General features: G+C 63.6%; 20 protein-coding genes and 1 tRNA gene. 4 read left to right on the forward strand and 17 right to left on the reverse strand.

From position 1 onward, the window contains the following. Window positions 1-3 precede the first annotated feature (3 nt). From AC0CMF_RS03885 to AC0CMF_RS03905, 5 genes are all read right to left on the reverse strand, one after another. Window positions 4-1,392, reverse strand: coding sequence for a pyruvate dehydrogenase complex E1 component subunit beta (locus AC0CMF_RS03885; protein ID WP_472481007.1), 1,389 nt, complete (start codon window positions 1,390-1,392; stop codon window positions 4-6). 15 nt (window positions 1,393-1,407) lie between these two features. Then, window positions 1,408-2,457, reverse strand: coding sequence for a pyruvate dehydrogenase (acetyl-transferring) E1 component subunit alpha (gene pdhA / locus AC0CMF_RS03890; RefSeq protein WP_050471548.1), 1,050 nt, complete (start codon window positions 2,455-2,457; stop codon window positions 1,408-1,410). Between the two features lie 175 nt (window positions 2,458-2,632). After that, the gene (locus tag AC0CMF_RS03895) at window positions 2,633-2,896 is read right to left on the reverse strand and encodes an FtsB family cell division protein (protein WP_082205821.1); all 264 of its coding nucleotides are present in this window, start codon (window positions 2,894-2,896) and stop codon (window positions 2,633-2,635) included. A gap of 296 nt (window positions 2,897-3,192) precedes the next feature. Then, window positions 3,193-6,693, reverse strand: a complete 3,501-nt coding sequence (mfd, locus tag AC0CMF_RS03900; protein WP_374628243.1) for a transcription-repair coupling factor — start codon at window positions 6,691-6,693, stop codon at window positions 3,193-3,195. Window positions 6,694-6,759: 66 nt separating this feature from the next. Beyond that, window positions 6,760-7,074, reverse strand: a complete 315-nt coding sequence (locus AC0CMF_RS03905) for an FAD assembly factor SdhE (protein ID WP_374628244.1) — start codon at window positions 7,072-7,074, stop codon at window positions 6,760-6,762. Between the two features lie 228 nt (window positions 7,075-7,302). Between AC0CMF_RS03905 and recG the strand changes: the two genes are divergently transcribed. Continuing rightward, the gene (gene recG / locus AC0CMF_RS03910; protein WP_472481010.1) at window positions 7,303-9,405 is read left to right on the forward strand and encodes an ATP-dependent DNA helicase RecG; all 2,103 of its coding nucleotides are present in this window, start codon (window positions 7,303-7,305) and stop codon (window positions 9,403-9,405) included. A 17-nt stretch (window positions 9,406-9,422) separates the two neighbouring features. Here the strand turns inward: recG and AC0CMF_RS03915 are convergent, their stop codons facing one another. Beyond that, window positions 9,423-10,154 carry a DUF502 domain-containing protein gene (locus tag AC0CMF_RS03915; RefSeq protein ID WP_050471551.1) on the reverse strand — a complete coding sequence of 244 codons (732 nt, stop codon included), beginning with the start codon at window positions 10,152-10,154 and terminating at the stop codon, window positions 9,423-9,425. A 149-nt stretch (window positions 10,155-10,303) separates the two neighbouring features. On the opposite strand from AC0CMF_RS03915, the gene AC0CMF_RS03920 reads away from it, so the two are divergent. Beyond that, entirely contained in the window at window positions 10,304-10,672 is a 369-nt protein-coding gene (locus AC0CMF_RS03920; RefSeq protein WP_082205793.1) for a YbaN family protein, read from the forward strand. Window positions 10,673-10,725: 53 nt separating this feature from the next. Here the strand turns inward: AC0CMF_RS03920 and AC0CMF_RS03925 are convergent, their stop codons facing one another. The 3 genes from AC0CMF_RS03925 to glmU form a co-directional block, all read right to left on the reverse strand. Further along, window positions 10,726-11,163, reverse strand: coding sequence for a GNAT family acetyltransferase (locus tag AC0CMF_RS03925; protein ID WP_374628246.1), 438 nt, complete (start codon window positions 11,161-11,163; stop codon window positions 10,726-10,728). Further along, complete coding sequence (glmS, locus tag AC0CMF_RS03930; protein WP_123194256.1) at window positions 11,160-12,986, reverse strand: glutamine--fructose-6-phosphate transaminase (isomerizing); 1,827 nt, start codon at window positions 12,984-12,986, stop codon at window positions 11,160-11,162. Before glmS ends, AC0CMF_RS03925 begins: the two co-directional genes overlap by 4 nt. A gap of 103 nt (window positions 12,987-13,089) precedes the next feature. After that, the gene (gene glmU / locus AC0CMF_RS03935; protein ID WP_374628247.1) at window positions 13,090-14,445 is read right to left on the reverse strand and encodes a bifunctional UDP-N-acetylglucosamine diphosphorylase/glucosamine-1-phosphate N-acetyltransferase GlmU; all 1,356 of its coding nucleotides are present in this window, start codon (window positions 14,443-14,445) and stop codon (window positions 13,090-13,092) included. A gap of 243 nt (window positions 14,446-14,688) precedes the next feature. Between glmU and AC0CMF_RS03940 the strand changes: the two genes are divergently transcribed. After that, window positions 14,689-15,966: a hypothetical protein gene (locus tag AC0CMF_RS03940; protein ID WP_374628249.1), complete on the forward strand. Its 1,278-nt coding sequence runs from the start codon at window positions 14,689-14,691 to the stop codon at window positions 15,964-15,966. Window positions 15,967-15,998: 32 nt separating this feature from the next. On the opposite strand, the gene AC0CMF_RS03945 is transcribed toward AC0CMF_RS03940, so the two are convergent. The 8 genes from AC0CMF_RS03945 to tpiA all read right to left on the reverse strand — a co-directional run bounded on the left by AC0CMF_RS03945 (window position 15,999) and on the right by tpiA (window position 21,963). Next, entirely contained in the window at window positions 15,999-16,736 is a 738-nt protein-coding gene (locus AC0CMF_RS03945) for a cytochrome c biogenesis CcdA family protein (protein WP_374628251.1), read from the reverse strand. A 224-nt stretch (window positions 16,737-16,960) separates the two neighbouring features. After that, window positions 16,961-17,257, reverse strand: coding sequence for a hypothetical protein (locus AC0CMF_RS03950; RefSeq protein ID WP_050471558.1), 297 nt, complete (start codon window positions 17,255-17,257; stop codon window positions 16,961-16,963). Window positions 17,258-17,371: 114 nt separating this feature from the next. Continuing rightward, window positions 17,372-17,554, reverse strand: coding sequence for a hypothetical protein (locus AC0CMF_RS03955; RefSeq protein WP_152967463.1), 183 nt, complete (start codon window positions 17,552-17,554; stop codon window positions 17,372-17,374). An 87-nt stretch (window positions 17,555-17,641) separates the two neighbouring features. Beyond that, a tRNA-Lys gene (locus tag AC0CMF_RS03960) sits at window positions 17,642-17,717 on the reverse strand. 157 nt (window positions 17,718-17,874) lie between these two features. Further along, on the reverse strand, window positions 17,875-18,711 hold the full coding sequence (locus AC0CMF_RS03965) for a VOC family protein (RefSeq protein ID WP_374628253.1): 837 nt from the start codon (window positions 18,709-18,711) through the stop codon (window positions 17,875-17,877). Window positions 18,712-18,758: 47 nt separating this feature from the next. Beyond that, complete coding sequence (locus AC0CMF_RS03970; RefSeq protein WP_050471560.1) at window positions 18,759-20,387, reverse strand: CTP synthase; 1,629 nt, start codon at window positions 20,385-20,387, stop codon at window positions 18,759-18,761. 180 nt (window positions 20,388-20,567) lie between these two features. Further along, entirely contained in the window at window positions 20,568-20,975 is a 408-nt protein-coding gene (gene secG / locus AC0CMF_RS03975; RefSeq protein WP_050471561.1) for a preprotein translocase subunit SecG, read from the reverse strand. Window positions 20,976-21,198: 223 nt separating this feature from the next. After that, window positions 21,199-21,963 (reverse strand): triose-phosphate isomerase, encoded by a 765-nt coding sequence (gene tpiA, locus AC0CMF_RS03980; protein WP_374628254.1) that lies wholly within the window; start codon window positions 21,961-21,963, stop codon window positions 21,199-21,201. Between the two features lie 257 nt (window positions 21,964-22,220). Here tpiA and AC0CMF_RS03985 point away from each other — a divergent pair, with 257 nt between their 5' ends. Next, complete coding sequence (locus tag AC0CMF_RS03985; protein ID WP_374628255.1) at window positions 22,221-24,116, forward strand: peptidylprolyl isomerase; 1,896 nt, start codon at window positions 22,221-22,223, stop codon at window positions 24,114-24,116. The last annotated feature ends 8 nt before the right edge of the window (window positions 24,117-24,124 follow it).

Genomic DNA, 24,124 nt, shown 5'->3' on the forward strand with positions numbered 1-24,124 from the left:
GCCTCAGTCCCTGTAGGTGACAGCCTTCACGGCGTCGATGACTTCCTTGACAGATGGCAGGGCCAGCTTTTCAAGGTTTGCGGCATAGGGCATCGGAACGTCCTTGCCGGTCACGCGCAGGATCGGGGCATCGAGGAAGTCGAAGGCCTTTTCCTGAACCTGATAGCCGATTTCCGAGGAAACCGAGCAGACCGGGAAGGCTTCTTCCACCGTGACGCAGCGGCCCGTCTTGCGGACGGAGGCGAGCACCGTGTCGATGTCGAGCGGACGGATGATGCGCAGGTTCACGACTTCCGCCGAGATGCCCATGGCTGCCAGTTCGTCGACGGCCTTCATGACATAGGTCATGCCGATACCCCAGGAGACGATGGTCACGTCCGTACCGGCGCGCTCGATCTTGGCCTTGCCGATCGGCAGGACAAAGTCATCGACCTTCGGAACCTCGAAGGACTGGCCGTAGAGGATCTCGTTTTCGAGGAAGATGACCGGGTTCGGGTCGCGGATCGCTGCCTTCAGCAGGCCCTTGGCATCGGCAGCCGACCAAGGCTGGATGACCTTGAGGCCCGGGATGTGGGCATACCAGGAGGCATAGTCCTGGCTGTGCTGGGCACCCACGCGCGCCGCAGCGCCGTTCGGGCCGCGGAAGACGATCGGCGCACCCATCTGGCCGCCGGACATGTAGAGCGTCTTGGCGGCGGAGTTGATGATGTGGTCAATCGCCTGCATGGCGAAGTTGAACGTCATGAACTCGACGATGGGCTTCAGGCCCGTCATGGCAGCGCCGGTGGCAAGACCGGCAAAGCCGTGCTCGGTGATCGGCGTGTCGATGACGCGCTTGGCACCGAATTCGTCCAGCAGCCCTTGCGTGATCTTGTAGGCGCCCTGGTACTCGGCAACTTCCTCACCCATGATGAAGACGTCGCCATCACGGCGCATTTCCTCGGCCATGGCATCGCGCAGCGCTTCGCGCACGGTCATGGACACCATCTCGGTGCCGGCCGGAGCATCGCTGTCGGCAGAGCCGGACGTGACCGGCTGGGCCGGAACCGGGGCAGCGGCAGCCGGAGCTGCGGCGGCAGGTGCGGGAGCGGCCGGAGCAGGTGCAGCTGCCGGGGCCGAAGCACTGGCCTCAGCCGCAGAAGCATCCTCACCTTCGGCGAGAAGAACGGCGATCTTGGTGTTGACCTTGACGTTCTCGGAGCCTTCGGCCACCAGGATCTTGCCCAGCGTGCCCTCGTCCACGGCTTCCACTTCCATGGTTGCCTTGTCGGTTTCAATTTCGGCGATCACGTCGCCAGCCTTGACGCTGTCGCCCTCGGCCTTGAGCCACTTGGACAGCTTGCCCTCTTCCATGGTCGGCGAGAGAGCCGGCATCAGAATATCGATCGGCATGTATTCCCCCCGGCCTTAAAGCAGAATGTCGGTGTAGAGCTCGGACACATCCGGCTCCGGATCGTTCTGCGCAAACTCCGCCGATTCGGCGACGATGGCGCGCACGTCCTTGTCGAGTTCCTTCAGATCGTCCTCGGTGGCCCAGCCGTTTTCAAGCACGCGGGCGCGCACCTGTTCGATCGGGTCATGCTCGGTGCGCATCTTCTGGACTTCGTCCTTGGAGCGGTACTTCGCCGGGTCGGACATGGAGTGGCCGCGGTAGCGGTAGGTCACCATTTCCAGGATGTAGGGGCCATTGCCTTCACGGCACCAGGCAAGCGCCCGGTCGGAAGCGGCCTTCACGGCGCGCACGTCCATGCCGTCAACCTGCTCGCCCGGAATGCCGAAGGAGGCACCGCGCTGGGACAGGTCGGTGGTGGCCGAAGCGCGCTCGACGCTCGTGCCCATGCCGTATTTGTTGTTCTCGATCACATACACGACCGGCAGCTTCCACAGCTGGGCCATGTTGAAGCTCTCGTAGACCTGGCCCTGGTTGGACGCACCGTCTCCGAAGAAGGCCATGGCGACGTTGCCGTTGCCGCGGTACTTGTTGGCAAAGCCAAGGCCGGTGCCGAGCGCAACCTGCGCACCGACGATGCCGTGACCGCCATAGAAGTGCTTCTCCTTGGAGAACATGTGCATCGAGCCGCCCTTCCCCTTCGACAGGCCGCCACGGCGGCCGGTCAGCTCGGCCATGACGCCCTTCGGGTCAAGGTCCATGGCCAGCATGTGGCCGTGGTCGCGGTAACCGGTGATCATCTGGTCACCATCCACCTTGGCCATCTGCATGCCGACGACGACAGCTTCCTGACCGATGTAAAGGTGGCAGAAACCGCCGATGAGGCCCATGCCATAAAGCTGGCCGGCCTTTTCTTCGAAGCGGCGGATCAGGAGCATTTCACGGTAGGCGTGAAGCTCTTCGTCCTTCGTGAATTTTGCGATGGCGGCAGCAGCATTGCCCGCACCACCCTGACCGGACGCGCCCTTCGCGCGTGCGCCGGCGGAAGATTGTTTTGTAGCGGCCATGTCCCTCGTCTCTGCGTGGCGTTTCCCCTAGACAGCAAGCGGAAGGTAACCGCTTGCCGTTGTCAATCCAAGAGGTTGAGTGCAGCGCGGTAATACTGACCAACCAACTGAAATGATTTGATTTTTATCACTTAACCTGATTTCGGTTATTTTGGCGATATAAACTGTTTTTCAGTTATCTCGCCGCAACGGAGCGGCCGCGCATGATGATCAGCTCATCCGCCTGCACGACGTTGAGGATGACGCGGGCGCGCTCATCCACCATATCCGGATCAAGGCTTTCCGGGCGCAGCAGCGCCACGCGCGTGGCCAGATGCTCGCGCACCGACTTGATCTCTGCCAGTTCCGCCTCAAGCTGGGCCACCTGACGGTCCAGACGCTCGCGCCCGGCCATGCCGAATTCGCCATTCACCGCATGAAAGGCAAAATAACCAAGCACAGCAGCTGATGCGACCGGGATAACGAGACTGCCGAGAAAGGATTTTTTGCGCTGACGGGTGGTTGCGGGCACTTGTCGACCTACTGGACACGTGGGGTCTGAAACTCCTCGCAGTGTGCCGGGACTCGCTTAACAGAGTCTTGCGCAATTGTGGCGGCTGTCCGGAAATCTGTTGCTGCGGCGGGGTTTGCACAACAGCCTTGAAGGAGCGCAAAAGGCGTGATGGGAGAAGGCCTGCGCCCTGCCCCCGCTCTGCGCTGCTCAATTCTGTTCGGCCCCGCCCCGATCCTCCCGGCTCAAGCTGCCGCCTTGCCACCTCCGGCCAGCTTTGCCAGCTTGGACATGATGACGGCGGTTCCCTTCAGCCGGTCTTCCGCGCGCTCCCAGTCGCGTGAAAGAACCACCTTCTGATCCGGGCGGATCTTGGCCAGAACGCCCTGCTCCGCGATGTAGCCGACTAGCCCTGCCGGATTGGCAAACTCGCTGTTGCGGAAGGAAATGACGATTCCCTTCGGCCCCGAATCCACCTTCTCCACATTGGCCTTGCGGCACAGGCCCTTGATGAAGACGATCTTCAGCAGGTGCTGCACTTCTTCCGGCAGCGGACCGAAGCGGTCGATCATCTCCGCGCCAAAGGCATCGATCTCCTGCGCTTCCGTCAGATCGGCGAGGCGCCGGTAGAGCGACAGGCGCAGGTTGAGATCGGGCACATAGTCTTCCGGGATGAGGACCGGCGTGCCCACATTGATCTGCGGCGACCACTGGTCTTCACCAAGCTCGTTCCCGCCATCCTTCAGCTGGGCCACCGCCTCTTCCAGCATCTGCTGGTACAGCTCATAGCCCACTTCCTTGATGTGGCCGGACTGCTCTTCGCCCAGAAGATTGCCCGCGCCGCGAATGTCGAGGTCGTGGCTGGCCAGCTGGAAGCCGGCGCCGAGGTTTTCCAGCGATTGCAGCACCTTGAGGCGGCGCTCCGCCGTCGCCGTCAGCTTGCCGGCAGCAGGCACGGTGAACAGCGCATAGGCGCGGGTCTTGGAGCGGCCGACGCGGCCCCGGATCTGGTAAAGCTGGGCGAGACCGAACATGTCGGCCCGGTGCACGATCAGCGTGTTGGCGGTGGGGATGTCGAGGCCCGATTCCACGATGGTGGTGGACAGCAGCACGTCATACTTGCCCTCGTAGAAGGCATTCATCACGTCTTCCAGCTGACCCGCCGCCATCTGGCCATGGGCGATGGCCACCTTCACCTCCGGCACGCTTTCGGCGAGGAACTCCGCCCGTTCAGCAAGGTCGGACACACGCGGGCAGACATAGAAGCTCTGGCCGCCACGGTAATGCTCGCGCAGCAGCGCCTCGCGTACGACCAACGGGTCCAGCGGCGAGATGAAGGTGCGCACGGCAAGGCGGTCCACCGGCGGCGTGGCGATCAGCGACAACTCGCGCAGGCCCGTCAGTGCCTGCTGCAGGGTGCGCGGAATGGGCGTGGCCGAAAGCGTCAGCACATGCACGTCCGACTTCAGCTCCTTCAGCCGCTCCTTGTGCTTCACGCCGAAATGCTGCTCCTCGTCGATGATGAGAAGGCCGAGATCGCGGAACTTCACGCCCGTGCCGAGCAGCGCATGGGTGCCGACGACGATATCGACCGAGCCATCCTCCAGGCCCTTCTTCGCCGCCGAAAGCTCCTTCGGGCTGACGAGGCGCGAGGCATGGGCGACGTTGACCGGCAACCCGTGGAAGCGCGTCGAAAAGGTGCGGAAATGCTGGCGGGCAAGCAGCGTGGTCGGCACCACAACCGCCACCTGACGGCCGGACATGGCCGCAACAAAGGCGGCGCGCAGGGCCACTTCCGTCTTGCCGAAGCCCACATCACCGCAGACCAGCCGGTCCATCGGGCGGCCCGAGGACAGGTCCTCGAACACCGCATCGATGGCGGTCAGCTGGTCTTCCGTCTCGTCATAGGGGAAGCGGGTGGCGAACTCGTCATAGACGCCTTCCGGCGTTTCGATCACAGGCGCGGTCTTGAGCGCACGGGCGGCTGCGGTCTTGATCAGGCCATCGGCAATCTCAAGAATGCGCTTCTTCATGCGCGCCTTGCGCGCCTGCCAGGCCCCGCCGCCCAGCTTGTCGAGCTGCACATCGGTCTCTTCCGAGCCGTAGCGCGTCAGAAGTTCGATGTTCTCGACCGGCAGATAAAGCTTGTCGCCGCCGTGATACTGCAGTTCCAGGCAGTCATGCGGCGCGCCAAGCGCCTCGATGGTCTTCAGGCCGATGAAGCGGCCGATACCGTGGTCCACGTGGACGACGAGATCGCCTTCCGACAGGCTGGTGGCCTCGGTGAGGACATTGGCGCCCTTGGCCTTGCGCCGCCCCTTGCGCACCAGCCGGTCGCCGAGAATGTCCTGCTCGGAGATGAAGACCAGCCGGTCCACCTCGAAGCCGGTTTCAAGGCCGAGAAGGCTGAGCGCCACCGTGCGCGGCGGCAAGGCCTGCATGTTGGCAAAGGTATCGGCAGGCGCGGCCAGCTCCAGCCCGTGGTCGAACAGGATCTGCCCCAGACGGTCGCGCGAGCCTTCGCTCCAGCAGGACAGGATGACCTTGCGCTCTTCGGCCACCAGCGCCCGCACATGGCGCACCAGCGCATCGAAGATGTTGACGTCGCCAGCGGCACGCTCTGCGGCGAAGTTGCGGCCCTGACGCCCGGCGAAATCCACCACCTGACGGCCAGAACCCGGCGGCGGCGTGAATACATCCATCTGGCAGCTGGCGGCATCGGCGAGGCGTGACGTCCATTCCTCCGGCGCCAGATAGAGCCCGCCGGTTTCCACCGGCATATAGGGCACGGAGCCGGCCAGATGGCCGTTGTCGAGCGCGTCCTTGCGGGCGGTGTAGTGCTCGGCCACCTGATCCAGCCGCTCGCGCAGGGCGTCGGCTGCGCGGGAATCAAGGACGAGCGGCACACCCTCCACATAGTCGAACAGGGTTTCCAGCGTTTCGTGGAACAGCGGCAGCCAGTGCTCCATGCCGGCATAGCGGCGGCCCTCGCTGACCGACTGGTAGAGAATATCCTCACGCCGCGCCGCGCCGAAGCGGCCGATGTAGTTGCGGCGGAAACGGGAGATCGCCTCTTCCGTCAGCACCACCTCGCTCATCGGCACCAGATCCAGCTTCTTCACCGGCGCCGTAGTGCGCTGGCTCTCCGGATCAAAGGCGCGCACGGTCTCCAGCGTATCACCGAAGAAGTCGAGGCGGACGGGGGCTTCCGCGCCGGGCGCGAAGAGATCGAGAATGCCGCCGCGCACCGCATATTCGCCGGTCTCGCGCACGGTCGGCGTGCGCGAAAAGCCGTTCAGCTCCAGCCAGGCAGCAATGGAGGTGAGATCCGCGCGCGTGCCTGCGCTCAAGGAGAAGGTCTGGCCAGCCACCCAGCTGCGCTCCGGCAGCCGCTGCACGGCAGCGTTGACGGTGGTGACCAGCACCTTGCGGCCAGAACCTTCCAAGCCCCGCGCCAGCTCGCCCAGCACCAGCAGCCGCCGGGCGCTGATGGCCGGGTTCGGCGACACACGGTCATAGGGCAGACAGTCCCAGGCAGGCAGAGACAAGGCTTCCACATCGGGCGCAAAGAAGCTCAGCGCCTCGATCAGCCCCTGCGCCCGCGTGGCATCGCGGGCGACGAAGACGGCGCAAAGCCCCTGCTTCGGCCCCTCGTCCAGAATGCGTGCAAGCGCCAGCGCCTCGGCCCCATCCGGCACGCTGGCCAGCGTGATGTTGCCCTTGTCGCGGAGAAGGCTCTCGAACACGGTTCTTTTCCCTGAAATGCTGTGCGGCGCGCGAAGGCGCTTTTGCGGACTGGCGATCCGTCCGGATCAGGCGGTGCGGCTGGACGTGATGTTGTGGAAGGCGAGCATGCGCCGGTAGAGCGGGCGGTCCCATTCTGCCGGAACGGGCTTGCTGCCGGTGATCCAGGCGAAGAGGTCCTGATCATTGACGTTGATCAGTTCTTCCATCTCGTCAAGCTCGGCTGCCGTCAGCTTGTCGAGCTCGGATTGGGCAAAGCCGCCGAACAGAAGGTCCATCTCCTTCATGCCCCGGTGCCAGGTGCGGAACAGGATGCGCTTCTTGCGGTGGGTCAGGGCATCATCCTGTGCTGGTGCCATATCTGCGCTTGTGCCGCTCATCATGTCTCTCCGCATTGCCGGGCTCATGCCATCCTGACGCCTGCAGCCGGAGCGCGGGGTTTCCGCGTCCGGCGCAAACGGGACAGCACGTCATCCGTGCTATATAGCGCCGCAAACCGGCTCTGTCAGGTCAAGGTTTTGGGGTGCATGTCCTGAAGGTTCAAGAGGTTTCATTGCCCTTGCCGCCAGACCATGCCAAAACGCGGCATCGGTGTTGCGGATTCCTGTGCCATGCGTCCTTCTCTTCTCGATCCCCTGTTTGCTCCGGTTTCGGTGCTGCCCGGCATCGGCCCGAAGATCGCCAAGCTGCTGGACGGGCTGACCGGCAGCACGCCGGGGCGCGAGGCCAGCGTTCTCGATCTGCTGTTTCACCTGCCGCATGGGGTGATCGACCGGCGCCGCCGGCCGGGCATCGCACACTCGGAGAATGGCGAGATCGCAACGCTGGACGTGGTGGTGGAGCGGCACCTGCCCTCGCCGCGCCAGGGCAAGGCGCCCTATCGCATCATTGCGAGCGACCCGACCGGCGAGATCGCCCTTGTCTTCTTCCATGCCCACCGCGACTGGCTGGAAAAGACCCTGCCCGTGGGCGGGCGGCGGATCATCTCCGGCAAGGTGGAATGGTTCAACGAGCGCCCGCAGATGGTGCATCCGGACTATGTGCTGACGCCCGAAGAGGCCGACACCATGCCGGATGTGGAGCCGGTCTATCCGATGACCGCAGGCCTTGCCTCGCGCACCCTGCTGAAGGCCATTGCCGCAGGGCTTGGCCGTCTGCCAGTGATGCCGGACTGGCTCGACCCGGAATTTGCCGCCCGCAAGGGCTGGCCGGATTTCGATGAGGCACTGGCGCGGATGCACCGGCCGGAAAAGGCGGGCGATCTTGGCCCCGAATCCCCTTTCCGCGCCCGCCTTGCCTATGACGAATATCTCGCCAACCAGCTGGCACTGGCTCTGGCGCGCGCCACCATGCGCAAGCTGGATGGCGCGCCGCGCATGGCCAGCGGCGCGCTGAAGGCAAAGATCCTCGCTGCCCTGCCCTTCACGCTCACCGAAGGCCAGACGCAGGCAGTTGCCGAGATCGAGGCGGATCTGGCCAGCCCCCACCGCATGCTGCGGCTGGTGCAGGGTGACGTGGGCGCGGGCAAGACCATCGTCGCTCTGTTGGCCATGGCCGCCGTGATCGAATCCGGCGCGCAGGCAGCCATGATGGCGCCAACCGAAATCCTCGCCCGCCAGCATTTTGCCTCCATGGCTCCGCTGTGCGAAGCCTCCGGCATCCGCATTGCCTTGCTGACCGGCCGTGACAGCGCCAAAACGCGGCGCGAGACGCAGGCCGGATTGCTGAACGGCAGCATCGATCTGGTCGTCGGCACTCATGCGCTGTTTCAGGGCTCGGTCGAGTTCCAGAACCTTGGCATTGCCGTGGTGGACGAACAGCACCGCTTCGGCGTGCATCAGCGCCTTGCGCTTTCCTCTAAGGGCAAGGGCGTCGATGTGCTGGTGATGACGGCAACGCCGATCCCGCGCACGCTGGTGCTGACCTATTTCGGCGACATGGACGTCTCCCGCCTCATTGGCAAGCCGGCCGGCCGCAAGCCCATCACCACCGTCTCCGTATCGCTGGAGCGCATGGGCGAGATGGTGGCGCGCATCAAGGCGGCGGTGGCCGAGGGGCAGAAGGTCTATTGGGTCTGCCCGCTGGTGGAGGAATCCGAGAAGGTCGACCTTGCTGCCGTCGAGGACCGGCACCGGCACCTGTCGCAGGAACTGAAAATGCCCGTCGCCCTCGTCCATGGCCGCATGAGCGCGGAAGAGAAGGACGTGGCCATGACCGCCTTCAAGGAAGGCCAAGCCCGCGTTCTCGTCGCCACCACCGTGATCGAGGTGGGCGTTGACGTGCCCGATGCGACGATCATGGTGATCGAGCATGCCGAACGCTTCGGCCTTGCCCAGCTGCATCAGCTGCGCGGCCGTGTCGGGCGCGGCGAGAGGCCGTCCTCCTGCGTGCTGCTGTACAAGGGGCCGCTGGGCGAAACCTCCGCCGCCCGCCTTGCGGTGATGCGCGAGACGAATGACGGCTTCCTCATCGCCGAGGAAGACCTGCGCCTGCGCGGTGAAGGCGAAATCCTCGGCACCCGACAGTCCGGCGCCCCCGGCTTCCGCCTTGCGGGCGAAGAGGCGCGGCCGGACCTCATGGAAACCGCCCGCGACGACGCCCGCCTGATCCTTGAGACCGATCCGGAGCTGAAAGGCCCGCGCGGTCAGGCCCTGCGCACCCTGCTCTATCTCTTCTCCCGCGACGAGGCGATCCGCCTGCTGCGGGCCGGGTAAGTTTCACGGGCGGAAGCTCAGCCCTTCGTCTGCGGGGTATCACCCGGCAAAGCCTCTGCGATTTTCGGATGCTCCGGTGAAATCAGGCCGGCAGAGATGATCAGCTTTGCCGCTTCCTCGACTGTCATGGACAGTTCGATCACATCCTTGCGCGGCAGATAGAGCAGATAGCCGGAGGTCGGGTTGGGCGTGGTCGGCAGGAATACGGCCATATGCCCGCCGCCATCCTCCGTCTCCGGCAGCTTCTGCGCCACCTCGCCCTTGGCGGAGGTCGCGACAAAGACGATGGCATAGGTGCCCTTCCGGGGGTACTCGATCAGGGCGGCCTTCTTGAAACTGGCTCCCTTTTCATCAAGTACAGTCTCAAAAATCTGCTTCAATCCCTTGTAAAGACTACGAACAAGCGGCATCGTTGCGACGATGCGCTCGCCAAAGTTTATGAGCGTCCGGCCAAGGAAGTTGGCCGCCAGAAAGCCCGTGAGAGACAAGGCCGAAAAGGCCACGATCAGACCGAAGCCCGGCACAGCAAAGGGCAGATAGTTATCCGGATTATAGGCCGGCGGAAGCGCGGGCTTGACCAGGGCATCGACCCACTGGATGAAAGACCATGTCAGCCAGAGGGTGATGCCCACCGGCCCTGCAATGACGAGTCCTGCCAGAAACGAGTTGCGCAGTCTTGCGCCAAAGCTTGTTCGCGTCCGGTGCGGCACGTCATGCGCCGCTGTTTCCTGGCTGGATGGCTCTTCCATCGATATCCTCTTGCTTCACTTGCCGGGAATTCGGCCTTCCCTATTTGGCTTGAGGGGCGTAAACCGGATTGCAGAGTTCCGGATTTCAGCTCCAGGCCCGCCCATCATGCGGTGCATCATAGGGCAAAAACGGACACCGGAGAGATGATTTGCGGCGTGCAGCATACCGGATAGCAGGAATTTTATGTGTGATCCTCGGAGTGATTGGCGCCATCCTGCCGGTCATGCCGGGCACCATCTTCTTCATTCTCGCCGCCGCCATGTTCGCCAAGTCCTCTCCGGAACTCGAGGCGCGCATTCTGGCCCATCCGTCCATCGGGCCGCAGGTCATCGCCTGGCGCGAGCACGGCGTCATCCCGCCGCGCGCCAAGCTCTATGCCACGGGCGGCATGGCTTTCGGATATGGCATGTTCTGGCTCGGCGCCCATCCCGGCTGGCCGCTGGCCCTCGGCGTTCTGGCCTTCATGGTGGCCTGCGCCGCCTATGTTCTGTCGCGGCCATCTTACCCGCGCAGCTGAAGCTATCTAAATTTATGCTTCAGTTTTTCTGCACACCCAATTGATTTATAAAATCAATCATCCTTGATTAGCCGCTTGCCCAGCTCCACCACATCGTCGGGGACATAGCCTAGCTGCCGGTAGAGGCCGGTTACCTCTTCATTGCCGGTCCGCACCAGAAGATTGATCTTCGGGCAGCCGCGAGCGAGCAGCAGCGCTTCGCCATGCTGCATCAGCAGCCGGGCATAGCCCTTGCCGCGATGGGCCGGATGAACACTGAGATAATTCACCGAGCCCCGGTGCCCGTCATAGCCGAACATGGCGCTGCCGATGATGGCATTGCCCAGACGCAGCACGATGAAGCCCCAAGGACTGTCCGCGACCTTGCGGTCGATGTCCTTGTCCGGATCGTTCCAGGGCCGTGTCAGGCCGCACTCTCCCCAGAAGGTGACCACACGATGGCGGTCCCCCTCGGTGAAGGTATCGATAACGGGCTTGGGGCTCGTGATCATTCCACCGTCACCGACTTGGCAAGGTTGCGCGGCTGGTCCACATCCGTGCCCATGAACACCGCCACATGATAGGCGATCATCTGCGTCGGAATGGCGTAGATGATCGGCGCAACGATGCCGGACAGTTCGGGCATCACCACCTGGTCATTGGCCGCAAGGCCGGAGGCTGCAGCGCCCTTTTCGTCGGTGATGAGCAGGATCTTGCCGCCGCGTGCCGCCACTTCCTGCATGTTGGAAACGGTCTTCTCATAGAGGGCGTCATGCGGGGCGATGACGATCACCGGCATGTTTTCGTCAATGAGCGCGATCGGGCCATGCTTCAGCTCGCCGGCGGCATAGCCTTCGGCGTGGATGTAGGACAGTTCCTTGAGCTTCAGCGCCCCTTCCAGCGCCAGCGGGAAGCTGGTGCTGCGGCCGAGATACAGCACATCCGATGCCCGGGACAGGGCCGGAGCCAGCTTCTCGATGCGCGGCTCAAGGCCGAGTGCCTGCACGGCGAGACCCGGCGCTTCGGCAAGAGCGCCGACCAGTTCGGCCTCTTCTGCTTCGGTTATGAAGCCGCGCTGACGGCCTGCGGTGACCGCGAGCGCCGCCAGAACCGCCAGCTGGCAGGTGAAGGCCTTGGTGGAAGCAACACCGATCTCCGGGCCTGCGACGGTCGGGAACACCACATCGGCCTCACGGGCGATGGTGGATTCCGGCACGTTGACAATGGCGCCGATGGTCAGGCCTTCCTGCTTGCAATAGCGCAGCGAGGCAAGCGTATCCGCCGTTTCGCCGGACTGGGAGATGAACAGCGCCATCTCGCCCTTCGACACGGGCAACTCGCGGTAGCGGAATTCGGAAGCAACGTCGATTTCCACCGGCAGGCGGGCGTATTTCTCGAACCAGTACTTGCCGATGAGGCCGGCATAATAGGCCGTGCCGCAGGCGGACATGACGACGCGGGTCAGCTTGCTGAAGTCCACCGACGTGCCTTCCGGCAGGCGCACCTTGCGGGCGCTCAAGTCCAGATAGCGCGACAGGGTGTGGCCGATGACTTCCGGCTGCTCGTGGATTTCCTTGGCCATGAAGTGACGGTAGTTGCCCTTGTCGATCATGGCAGCGCCGACGGCCGACTTGCTTTCCGGGCGCGTGACGGGCGTATTCTGGCGGTCGAAAATGGCGAGGCTGTCACGGCTGAGCACGACCCAGTCGCCTTCTTCCAGATAGGTGATCCGGTCCGTGAAAGGTGCCAGCGCGATGGCGTCTGACCCCAGGAACATCTCGCCTTCCCCGTGGCCAACGGCCAGCGGCGAGCCGCGTCTTGCGCCGATCAAAAGGTTCTCTTCGCCCTCGAACAGGAAGGCGAGCGCGAAGGCGCCGCGCAGGCGCGGCAGCACGGCGGCCACTGCCTCCTTCGGCGCAAGCCCTTCATCCATCGCGGCATTGACCAGCAGCGCCACCACTTCCGTGTCCGTATCGGTCACCGGATGATAGTCCTTGGCCACCGCCTCGGCCCGCAGTTCCTGATAGTTCTCGATAATGCCGTTATGCACGACGGCAACGCCACCGCTCTGATGCGGGTGGGCGTTGGAAACGGTCGGGGCGCCATGGGTGGCCCAGCGGGTGTGGCCGATGCCGATGACGCCCGGCAGCGGTGTCTTTTCCAATACGGCTTCCAGATTGCGCAGCTTGCCTTCCGCGCGGCGGCGGGTGACGATGCCGTTCTCCAGCGTGGCAATGCCGGCCGAGTCATAGCCCCGGTACTCAAGGCGCTTCAGCGCATCCACGAGGCGCGGTGCAACGCCGCTCAGGCTGACGATACCAATGATGCCGCACATGAAAATGAATCCCTTTGAAACGATCTGACCCGCCTCTGTTAGACGAGACGGGTCAGTTTGTTGAAATCAAACCCTGTTTCAGACGATGACAGGCAGCAATCCGTCAGCTCTTCTTTGCGGCCTTGGCGGCAGCAAAGCGGACGCGCAGCACTTTGGCCCGGTCTTCCTTCACGCTCTGGCGGGCACGGCCGATGACAAGTGCATCATCGGGAACAGCTTCCGTCACCGTGCTGCCAGCCGCCACATAGGCGCCCGAACCGATCTTTACCGGCGCAACGAGCGTCGAGTTGGAGCCGATGAAGCTGCCCGCGCCAATCTCCGTCAGGTGCTTGCCGAAACCGTCATAGTTGCAGGTGATGGTACCCGCGCCGATGTTGGTCTTTGCCCCCACCACGGCATCGCCGATGTAGCTGAGGTGATTGACCTTGGCGCCTTCGCCGATCTTGCCGTTCTTCACCTCGACGAAGTTGCCGATATGGGTATCGCGGGCCAGTTCCGCACCGGGGCGCAGACGGGCATAGGGGCCGACCGTGGCATCCGCTCCAACTTTTGCCCCCTCAAGATGACTGAAGGCCCGGATGCGGGTTCCGGAGGCAACGTGCACGGCAGGCCCAAAAACCACATTGGGCTCGACCAGAACATCCGGCTCCAGCACCGTGTCATGGGAGAAGAAGACGGTCGCGGGAGCCTGCAGCGTGACGCCGCGCTCCAGCGCGGCACGGCGCATTCTGCTCTGGAAAATCTCTTCACATTCAGCAAGTTGAGAACGGTTGTTAATGCCGCGCGCATCATCTTCGCTGGTGGTGGCGGCAACCACTTTCAGCCCGCGCGCATTGGCAATCTCCACGGCGTCAGTCAGATAATACTCGCCCTTGGCGTTATCGTTGCCGATCGCAGACAGCAGGTCGGCCGCAATAGCCCCCTGAAAGCCCATGATGCCAGAATTGGAGAAAGTTATCTTTCTTTCTTCAGGGCTTGCATCTTTTTCCTCACGTATCGCAAGAAGCTGGTCGCCTTGCATCAGCAAGCGGCCATAACCAAAGGGATTGGCCGCTTCGAAACCGAGAACCGCCACGTCAGCTCCCGCCGCCAGCCCCGCCCGCACGCGGGCGATGGCATCTGCCGTCACCAGAGGCGTATCACCAAACAGCACCAGCACATCATCGGCTGCCGGCGTCAGGGCGCTGCGGGCGGCGAGAGCCGCATGGGCCGTTCCGAGCCGTTCGGTCTGCTCGTGGCAGCTCGCGCCGGGCGACAGCTTTGCAACAAGCGCTTCCAGCGCCGGCATGTCCGGCCCGACGACCACGGCGACGCGGTTGCCGTCACCGCTCACGGCCTTCAGCACATGGCCGATCAGCGGCAGGTTGCCGATCTCGTGCATCACCTTCGGCAAGCTGGACTGCATGCGTGTTCCAAGGCCTGCGGCCAGGATGATGGAAAGGAGGCTGCGGTTGGACATGGGATCTTCCTGCCGGTCTTGCTGATTGGCACAGGCTGCCCGCGCACCTCGCTCTGCGCTTTCGCAGGCCCCTGAACCCTTGCCCAGCCTTTTCCCGCCCTTTTGCAAAAGATGCAAGCCGCCGATCCACAGTTCCCTGCAGAAGACTTCCCTGGGACCGCGGTAATTCCCTGTTCGTTAACCATGTTTGGAGACAAGATATCCCATGGATAGCAACAGATTCGCCGTAGCGGGATAGCCTAGGTGGAGAGCCGCAAGAAGGATGCCGGTGTCAAGGCGTCCGAGCCAGATATGGCCCGGGCACGGCTCGACATTGCCGCGTGGGCTCTCTTTGCGCTCCTGTTCGGCACCGTCGGCTTTTCGGCCTACTGGTTTGCTCCGGCACGCCCCTCCGGCGGTCAAGCTTACGCAGGCATCATGCTGCCGCCTCCCGGCGAGGTTTCCGGGCCAACCGGCAGCATTGGCCGCACGGAAGCCGTCGTGATGGATGGGGAAACCGTCTCCATCGGCATTCTCCCCTCTCCCCTTGGAACGGGCGGTGCGGAATCCATGCGGCTGCTCGAGGCACGGCTGGAAACGCTGCAGCGGGAGGTGGTCTCTTTGCGCCGCCGTGTCCTCCAGATGACGGAGCTCAGCGACGGCTATTCGAACAGGCTCGCCTCGCTCGAAACCGGCACCGGCGGCGGCCTCATCACCGGCTCGGTAGAGAACAGCATCCCCGCGCCCGCGCAGCCAAGGCTTGCCGACATTGCCGCCGGCACGTCGCAGCGGAGCGAGCCGCTGCACGATGCGGGGGATCTGCCGAAGCTTGATCCCAAGGATGCGGAGCGCCCACAGGCTGCCGTCAGCCTGCCCAGACCCGATCCACGCAAGACGGTACAGGCCACTGTCGAGACACGGCCAGCCCCGGAAACCCTGGCGGAAACAAGCTCCTCTGCGGCCAAGCCTCTTGCCGCCTCGGACATCAGCGCCATCATGTCACCGGCAGGAACCGTGCCCGAGTCGCCTGGCAGTTCCTACGAGGGGCGGACCGCGGCGCTTTCTTCAACGCCGGAACCGGTGCGGCCGGTACGGATCGTCGGGTTGCCGGTATCCGGCACGCCCGCCCCTGATACGACCGCCGCCATTCCTCCCCAGCCCGCGCCAGAAGATGCACAGACCCAGCTTGAGGACCTCGATGCAGCCCTGATGATCCGCCCGGTTGACCCGGCCGGACGCACCATTGGCAGCGCGGACCGTATTGGCCGCAGCGACTTTGCCATTGAAATCGGCCGTTATGCCTCACGCTCCGCGGCGAGCGACGGCTGGGAGAATTTCGCGTCGGCCCATACGGACAAGATGAGCGGGTTGCGCGCCCTGACCCAGCCGGCTGAAGAGGGTTCTGAGTCCGTGCGGCTTCTGGCCGGGCCTTTCGCCAATGCGGCTGCGGCCTCCGTCGCCTGCCTGCGTCTTGAAGTGGACCAGAAAGCCTGTTCGCCCACGCTCTTCTCGGGCGAGCCGCTTCTGGAGAGTTTCCGGTAGGCAGAGATCCGTTTCCAGTGATCTGGAGAGGATCAGCCGATCACCTGAAACTGCGGGAATGTCTCGAGCAGCCAATAGGAGAAGACAGCCATCTGGCCGGTCAGGAACATGATGCCGGTGAGAACCAGGACCACGCCCATCCCCTTCTCCACCTTGCCCATGTGGCGGCGCGCCCTCTGCATGAAGCGCAGGAACGGGCCGGCAAAAAGCGCCGCGATCAGGAACGGGATACCGAGGCCCATGGCATAGGCGCTGAGGAGAATGGCGCCGCGTGCCACGGTTTCCTCTGAGCCCGCGACGAACAGAATGGCCGCCAGAACCGGCCCCACGCAAGGGGTCCAGCCGAAGCCGAAGGCGAGGCCGATCACATAGGCTCCGGCGAGGCCAGCGGGTTTGCGGTCCAGATGGACCCGCGCTTCCCGGTAGAGCAGCGGAATGCGGAAGAGCCCGAGGAAATGCAGCCCCATGACGATGGTCAGCACACCGGCGACATAGCCGAGGATCTGGATATGCTGCGTCACCATCTGCCCCAGGAAGGAAGCACTGGCGCCAAGCAGCACGAAAACGGTCGAGAACCCCGCCACGAAGGCAAGCGCGGCAAAGAACACGCGCCGTACCGCTTCGTCTGTCCGGTCATCGGCGGACAGCTCTTCCAGGCTGGTTCCGGCAATAAAACCAAGATAGGGCGGCACAAGCGGCAGCACGCAAGGGGAAACGAAGGACAGAACTCCGGCGAAAACAGCGCCTGCCAGTGTTACTTCCTGAATCATTCCCGCCACCTTTGTCAGCGAATCTGCCGTGCCCGCCCGGGGCCCGCGCAATGCATGGACAGGTCTTACCGCATTGCAGGGGATGAAATGAAGATGGCAGAACCGCGCATCCCGTGAGGAATGGGACTTACGCCGATCACCTTACCGCGAGGCGCGCCGCCTCCACAGAGACGGGGCGCGGCCGCTTCAGCCCATCAGGCTGGATGAGGAAAGAGCAACGTACCTCAGCTGTCCTGGCGTCCGCCGTCGACGACCTCAAAGCTGGGCCGGATCACGACACCAACATCACCGCCATCGCGCAGTCCCTGGCGCCATTGGTCCAGCACCAGCCGCAAAGCGAGCGTCTGACGGTTGTGCGGCAGCTGGGAAATCACGCCAGCCAGAAACTCATCGAGCAGGTCGCGGTTGATCGCGCCTTGATGGATCAATGCGTTCACGAGGGTGAGAGTCGCTGCGATGTTCGCTTTGACGAAGTCGAACTCAGGTGAGGTCATCGAGTGCGAAGCAGAGTTTTCCGGCATCGAGCGAGCCAATCTGCCAGAGATTGTTCTGGCGTTAGGACAAAAAATACCAAGGGGCGAACGGCAACCCAAACGGGATGCCTCAGCCCCTGCGACCCACCGCACCTACTGTGATCAGATTTTATGAGTAAGCCAGTACACATTCCAGTCAATTTTTAAGCGACCGGTTCCTTTTTGTGATCTTTCGCCGAAACAGTCCAATTTATCTGCACTACTGACGATGTGTAATTTACCAGATTCACAGTCTTTCGGCTGAACTGAGTCCGGCAGACGCATGGGAAGCATGATCTGCTTCATGCAAAAACAGCGTTTCCGAATGCCGTGCGGGACAATCCCCAACAAGGCAACATGGAATGAATGATCAAAAATCAGGAAAAGGGAAAGTGGTGAGCGAGCAGGGACTCGAACCCTGGACCAACTGATTAAAAGTCAGTTGCTCTACCAACTGAGCTACTCGCTCCCGCTAGGGAAACAGATGCGCCGGAGCGCCCGTCTGCTGGCGGTGTGTTTATGCCGGAAGGCGGCTGGGCGCAACCCGGAAAAAACACTTTCTGAGACTATCCACGAAGCTGTCAACATCCGGTGAAGACAGTCCGGCAGGCCTGACACATCCCGCGTCAGGCCGGCTCCAGCACCAGCGACACACCGCAGAGGCTTTCAGCGGGAATTATGGACCGGGCGGCAACACTTGCCCCCGTCACCCGAAGGGCCGCAATGCAGGGCAGTCCGCCCGGCAGCGCATCGGCCGCCGCATCGCCGAAGAGATGGCGGTAGGCGACAGGCGACAGGATCGAGATCTTGCCACGGGCCGTCTGGCACTCGATGCCAAGGCTGGTGGCCCTGAGTTCCCGCACGCCAGTGAAGCCTTCGAGGAAGATGTGGTGATCTGCCGGATCCCGGGCCACCAGAATCACTTCGGCCAGTGCTGTTGCACCATTGGCATGGCGCTGGAACTCCGGCTTCCAGAAGTTTTCCGGATAAAGGTTGTGGCAGGTGAAGAATCCGGTCTCCGGCGCATCCGCATCGCGGGTGAAGGTCAGGTCAAACCCGACCTTGCGCACCGTGCCATCAGGTGCAGTCGCTTCCCGGCCAAAGGAGAAGGGATCGAACACCGGAAGTCCGGCCGCAGCAAAGGCGGCACGGTCGTCCGCCGCACTGGTGCTGTCCAGCACCAGCATGGAGGCCCCTTCCCGCTTTTCCAGGAAGTCCTGATTGAAACGGCCAAACGAGAAGGCCGTTCCCGTGGCCGGGACAATGGCGGCACCGGCCGGAACCGTCAGAAGTTCAAGGAAAGCTCCGTCCAGCTGCACCAGACGGTTTTCCGTGCCCCAGGGATGGCGGGCGCGTGGCGTCAGCGTGAAGCCGAGCGCCTCGAAGGCCTCTGCTGCACGGTCGAGATCCCGGACCGCGATCACAACGTGATCCAGTCCGCGTGTCTTTGCCGCCGCTGCCATGCCCCTCACTCCCTGCCCTGCCCAGCTCTGCTGTATGCGTATGGCCGTCAGACCAGACGGCTGCGCTTGATGGCCGCCTCGACGAAGGAGGCGAACAGCGGGTGCGGCTCGAACGGCCGGGACTTGAGTTCCGGATGGTACTGCACGCCGATGAACCACGGATGGCCGGTGATTTCCACCGTCTCCGGCAGAACGCCATCCGGCGAGGTGCCTGCGAAAACGAGGCCGCAGCTTTCCAGCTGCTCACGGTAGCCGATGTTCACCTCATAGCGGTGACGGTGACGCTCGGAAATGAGGGTGCTGCCATAGACTTCGGCAATGCGCGACCCCGGCTTCAGCGCGGCCTGATAGGCGCCAAGGCGCATGGTGCCGCCAAGGTCATCACCCGCGTTGCGCAGTTCCTTTTCGTTGCCGCGCGTCCATTCGGTCATCAGGCCGACCACGGGCTCTTCGGCGGGGCCGAATTCGGTCGAGCTGGCCTTGGTGATGCCTGCAAGGTTGCGGGCCGCTTCCAGCACCGCCATCTGCATGCCGAAGCAGATGCCGAAGTAAGGCACGTTGCGGGTGCGGGCGAACTGGGCAGCGGCAATCTTGCCTTCCGCGCCGCGCTCGCCGAAGCCGCCGGGCACCAGGATACCGGCCACGCCCTCAAGATAGGGCGCCGGATCTTCCTTTTCGAAGGTCTCGGATTCGATCCACTGCAGCTTCACCTTGACGTTGTTGGCGATGCCGCCATGGACAAGCGCCTCGATCAGCGACTTGTAGGCGTCCTTCAGCACGGTGTACTTGCCGACGATGGCGATGGTCACCTCGCCTTCCGGATTGGCGATGCGGCGGGAAATCTCTTCCCAGCGGTCGAGCTTGGGTGCCGGTGCGCCGGTGATGCCGAAAGCCTTGAGGACTTCTTCGTCGAGGCCTTCCTTGTGATAGGCGATCGGCACGTCATAGATCGAGGCCACGTCATAGGCCGGAATGACGGCGCTTTCCCGCACATTGCAGAACTGGGACAGCTTGCGCCGCTCGTTCTCCGGAATGTGGCGGTCGCAGCGGATCATCAGGATATCCGGCTGGATGCCGATGGAGCGCAGCTCCTTGACCGAATGCTGGGTCGGCTTGGTCTTCATCTCGCCGGCGCTGGCGATATAGGGCATCAGCGTCAGGTGGATGTAGATCGCCTGTCCGCGCGGCAGGTCATTGCCCAGCTGGCGAATCGCCTCGAAGAACGGCAGCCCCTCGATGTCGCCCACCGTGCCGCCGATCTCGACCAGCACGAAGTCCACATCGTCATTGCCGTCCAGCACGAAGGCCTTGATGGCATCCGTGACATGCGGAATCACCTGCACGGTGCCGCCCAGATAATCGCCGCGGCGTTCCTTGGCGATGATGTCCTGATAGATGCGGCCGGTGGTGATGTTGTCCTGCTTGGTCGCCGGGCGCCCGGTGAAGCGCTCGTAATGACCAAGATCAAGATCGGCCTCGGCGCCGTCGTCGGTGACGAAGACTTCGCCGTGCTGATACGGGCTCATGGTGCCCGGATCGACGTTGAGATAGGGGTCGAGCTTGCGAAGCCGGACCTTGTAACCGCGGGACTGAAGCAGGGCGCCAAGCGCAGCCGATGCCAGACCCTTCCCGAGCGAGGAAACCACGCCGCCAGTGATGAAAACGTATCGCGCCATGGAGCAACACCATACTGTGGTCCCTGCCGGATCGGCCAGCGGGGTCCAGTGGTTAAACACAACAAAAATGCCCTGCAGCAGATGTGCGCAGGGCACTTGAGAGATTTTTCCGGTCTATCCGCCGGATATGGCCCTGCGGCGGTGCTGACTGCCCCGCCGCAACCTGCAAGCCTGCGGCGCTTACTGCGCTGCCGGAACCTGGGGGCCGGAAGGCTGAGCCGGAGCCGTTGCGGGCGCCTGGGGCTGGGACTGCTGCCTCAACACATCCAGAACACCGGTCCCCGTCGAGGGCGCGGAACCATCGGCCGGCTGTGCGGCACCCGGAACAACCGTGCTGCCGTCCAGAATGGAGCCGGGACCACTGTCCATGCGGGCGATGATGCTGAGGCCCAGTGACGTGGCAAAGAACATGACGGCGAGAATCGCCGTGGCGCGGGTCAGCACATTGGCTGTGCCGCGGCTCGACATGAAGCCGCCGCCGCCTCCGCCGCCGATGCCAAGAGCGCCGCCTTCGGAGCGCTGCAGGAGGACGACAAGCACCAGGGCCAGCACGACCATCAGGTGAATGACGATAACTACCGTTTCCATTTTGGACCGATCATCCGTTTCAGTTTGGCGGCCTTCTACACCAGCCTTGCCGGAGTTTCCACCCTTGAAGGCCGGGAGATTGGCATCCTTTGTGACAAAAGGCGTCTCACACGCCGCAATCCACCGGAACCTGCTCTGTGAAGGTGGTCCTCTGCGGCGCAGCACTCTGCAACAGTTATATAAGCATCAGAGGCCGGACAACCAGCGCCCGGCCCGGCCCGCATCAGGCATAGGCCGAAATGATGCCAAGGAAATCGGCAGCCTTGAGGCTGGCGCCGCCCACGAGGGCGCCGTTGACATGCGGCACGGCCATCAGCTCTGCCGCGTTCGAGGGCTTCACCGAACCGCCGTAGAGCAGGCGCATGGCAGCGCCTTCCGCGCCGAAGCGGGCTTCCAATGCGCTGCGGATGGCGGCATGCACTTCGGCGACGTCGGCTGCAGTCGGCGTCAGGCCGGTGCCGATGGCCCAGACCGGCTCATAGGCGATCACCGTATTTGCCGCCGTTGCGCCATCAGGGACCGAGCCGGCAAGCTGCGTGCCGACCACATCCAGCGTCTTGCCGCCCTTGCGCTCGGCTTCGGTTTCGCCAACGCAGATGATGGCCGTGAGTCCGGCGCGCCAGGCTGCTTCCGCCTTGGCCTTCACCACGGCATCGCTCTCGCCGTGATCGGTGCGGCGCTCGGAATGGCCCGCGAGCACGGCGCTTGCACCTGCATCCTTGAGCATTTCGGCCGAAATGTCGCCCGTATGGGCACCCGAAGCCTTGGCATGGCAGTCCTGCCCGCCGAGCGCCACCTTCGATGCAGCGGCAGCCTTGGCGAGAACCGCAATCAGTGTTGCGGGCGGGCAGATCATCACGTCCACCTTGGCCGCGAGTGCTGCCTCAAGCCCCTGCCCCAGCGTCTCGAACTCGGCAGAAGCTGCGGCAAGGCCGTTCATCTTCCAGTTTCCGGCGACAAGCGGGCGGATTGCGGTGGCGTGGCTCATGGCGGTCTCCTCAAGGGCTGTCCGGCGCACGGGCTGGCGGGACAGCTGCATGGTTCCTGGTGGCCACTTCGCTACCCAGCGGCGGCTCAAAGTGCAAGTGTCATCGCATCTTTCCCGCCCTTCCTGCGCATTTCTGCCTGTCTGCGCACATCTGCCAGTTTCCGGCTATTGTCCGCCGCCCCTTGAGCCGCTATTCAGAACCACCGCTCCGGGACCTTTCGCTCCGGACATGAGCCTATGGAATTACGGGAGACATCATGCTCGACGCGCTGCGCAAGGGCGCCGGCACCTGGGTTGCCAAGATCTTCATCGCCCTGCTCATCCTGAGCTTTGCCGTCTGGGGTATCGCCGACATTTTCCGCAACTTCGGCAGCAATGTCGTGGCCAAGGTGGGTGATACGGAAATTTCCGTGGCCGACTTCGATCTCGCCTACCGGCGCGAACTGAATGCCGTGAGCCGCCAGATCGGCCGCCCGCTGTCCACCACGGAAGGCGCCATGTTCGGCATTCCGCAGCAGGTGCTGGCCCGGATGATTGCCGAAGCTGCCATGAATGACATGGCCGCGGACATGAACCTCGGCATTTCCGATGACGGCCTGCGCCAGATGATCCAGGAAAACCCGGCCTTCCAGCGCCCGGGCGGCGGCTATGACCGCAACAGTCTGGTGCAGCTGCTGCGCGCCAACGGCATTTCCGAAGATGACTTCGTGCGCGAGCAGCGCCTCCTGTCCGGCCGCCAGCAGATCGCAGGCGCCCTGACGGACAATCTGAAGACGCCGGAAGCGATGCTGAGCGCCTTCAACATCTTCGAAAATGAAACCCGCACCGTGCGCTATATCGCCGTGCCGCCCTCGGCAGCCGGTGAAATCGCAGCCCCGTCGGACGCGGACCTTGAGAGCTTCTACGAGACGCGCAAGGAAGATTTCCGCGCTCCGGAATACCGCAGCCTGTCCGTCCTGCAGCTGCTGCCGCAGACGCTGGCCAAGCCGGATGAGGTGACGGACGCAGAAGCAAAACAGGCTTATGACCGCTCCGGCAACCGCTACCGGACGGATGAGCTGCGCCGCGTGCGCCAGATGCCCTTCCCCGATTCGGCCGCAGCCGAAGCTGCCGCCGCCGAGCTTGCCTCCGGGGCCAAGACCTTTGCCCAGCTGATGGAGGAGCGCGGCCTCAAGGACAGCGACGTCGACCTTGGCCTGATGGCGAAGGACAAGTTCCTGGATCCGGCCATTGCGGAAGCCGCCTTCGCGCTGCCTGAGGGCGGTGTCAGCGGCGCCGTGCAGGGCCGGTTCACCACCGTCATTCTGGAAGTGGCGCAGATCCAGCCGGAAGCCGTGCGTCCCTTCGACGAGGTCAAGGCGGAGCTGAAGCAGGAAATCGCCCTGCAGAAGGCCGAACAGGACGTGCAGGACCTGCATGACGAGATCGAGGACGCCCGTGCGGGCGGTGCCGCCCTTGCCGAAGTCGCAGGACGCTTCTCGCTGACCACCACCGAAATCCCGGCCGTGGACAGCAATGGCCGCGACGAGGCCGGTCAGCCGGTCACGCTGCCTGAGGCTGACGGCCTGCTGCGCGAGGCCTTCGAGAGCGACGTTGGTATCGAAAACAACCCGCTGCCGCTGGGCCAGCGCGGCTTTGTCTGGTTCGACGTGACCAAGGTCACGCCGCCCCGCGACCGCGAGCTGTCCGAAGTGCGCGATGCCGTTGTCCAGGCCTGGACGGCGAAGGAGCGTGATCAGAAGCTGCTGGATCTTTCGGCAAGCATGGCAGCCCAAGTGCGCGGCGGCGAAACGCTGGAAGCCGTGGCTGAAGCCGCTGGCCTTGCGGTGCAGACCTCCGACAGCTTCAAGCGCAACGGCCAGCCGGCCGGCCTGCCGCAGGAAGCCGTCGAGGAAGCCTTCAGCGGCCCCTCCGGCACCGTTCTGGACACCATGGGCGCGGACAGCGGCCGTCTGGTGATGGTGGTCGACAGCGTCTCTGCCCCCGCCTTCTTCCGCGAGGAAGAGAGCATCCAGCAGATCGACACCCAGATCAGCGAACAGCTCTCCGCCTCGCTCCTCAATCTTGTGATCAACAAGGTCGAGGCGGACAAGGGCGTCCAGATCAACCAGCAGGCGCTGCAGATGGTGATCGGCACCTCTGCGCAGAACTGACGGCATGA

The organism is Pannonibacter sp. CBAS1226 (assembly GCF_055685825.1).

Coding starts and splice junctions, on each gene's coding strand:
- tpiA (WP_374628254.1), bottom strand. CDS start 21,963: ATGAGCCACGCCACCGCAATCCGCCCGCTTGTCGCCGGAAACTGGAAG.
- glmS (WP_123194256.1), bottom strand. CDS start 12,986: ATGTGCGGCATCATTGGTATCGTCAGCCTGAGCGGCGTTGCACCGCGC.
- secG (WP_050471561.1), bottom strand. CDS start 20,975: ATGGAAACGGTAGTTATCGTCATTCACCTGATGGTCGTGCTGGCCCTG.
- AC0CMF_RS03945 (WP_374628251.1), bottom strand. CDS start 16,736: ATGATTCAGGAAGTAACACTGGCAGGCGCTGTTTTCGCCGGAGTTCTG.
- AC0CMF_RS03955 (WP_152967463.1), bottom strand. CDS start 17,554: ATGAAGCAGATCATGCTTCCCATGCGTCTGCCGGACTCAGTTCAGCCG.
- pdhA (WP_050471548.1), bottom strand. CDS start 2,457: ATGGCCGCTACAAAACAATCTTCCGCCGGCGCACGCGCGAAGGGCGCG.
- AC0CMF_RS03985 (WP_374628255.1), top strand. CDS start 22,221: ATGCTCGACGCGCTGCGCAAGGGCGCCGGCACCTGGGTTGCCAAGATC.
- AC0CMF_RS03885 (WP_472481007.1), bottom strand. CDS start 1,392: ATGCCGATCGATATTCTGATGCCGGCTCTCTCGCCGACCATGGAAGAG.
- AC0CMF_RS03915 (WP_050471551.1), bottom strand. CDS start 10,154: ATGGAAGAGCCATCCAGCCAGGAAACAGCGGCGCATGACGTGCCGCAC.
- AC0CMF_RS03970 (WP_050471560.1), bottom strand. CDS start 20,387: ATGGCGCGATACGTTTTCATCACTGGCGGCGTGGTTTCCTCGCTCGGG.
- AC0CMF_RS03965 (WP_374628253.1), bottom strand. CDS start 18,711: ATGGCAGCGGCGGCAAAGACACGCGGACTGGATCACGTTGTGATCGCG.
- glmU (WP_374628247.1), bottom strand. CDS start 14,445: ATGTCCAACCGCAGCCTCCTTTCCATCATCCTGGCCGCAGGCCTTGGA.
- AC0CMF_RS03925 (WP_374628246.1), bottom strand. CDS start 11,163: ATGATCACGAGCCCCAAGCCCGTTATCGATACCTTCACCGAGGGGGAC.
- AC0CMF_RS03950 (WP_050471558.1), bottom strand. CDS start 17,257: ATGCCGGAAAACTCTGCTTCGCACTCGATGACCTCACCTGAGTTCGAC.
- AC0CMF_RS03905 (WP_374628244.1), bottom strand. CDS start 7,074: ATGATGAGCGGCACAAGCGCAGATATGGCACCAGCACAGGATGATGCC.
- recG (WP_472481010.1), top strand. CDS start 7,303: ATGCGTCCTTCTCTTCTCGATCCCCTGTTTGCTCCGGTTTCGGTGCTG.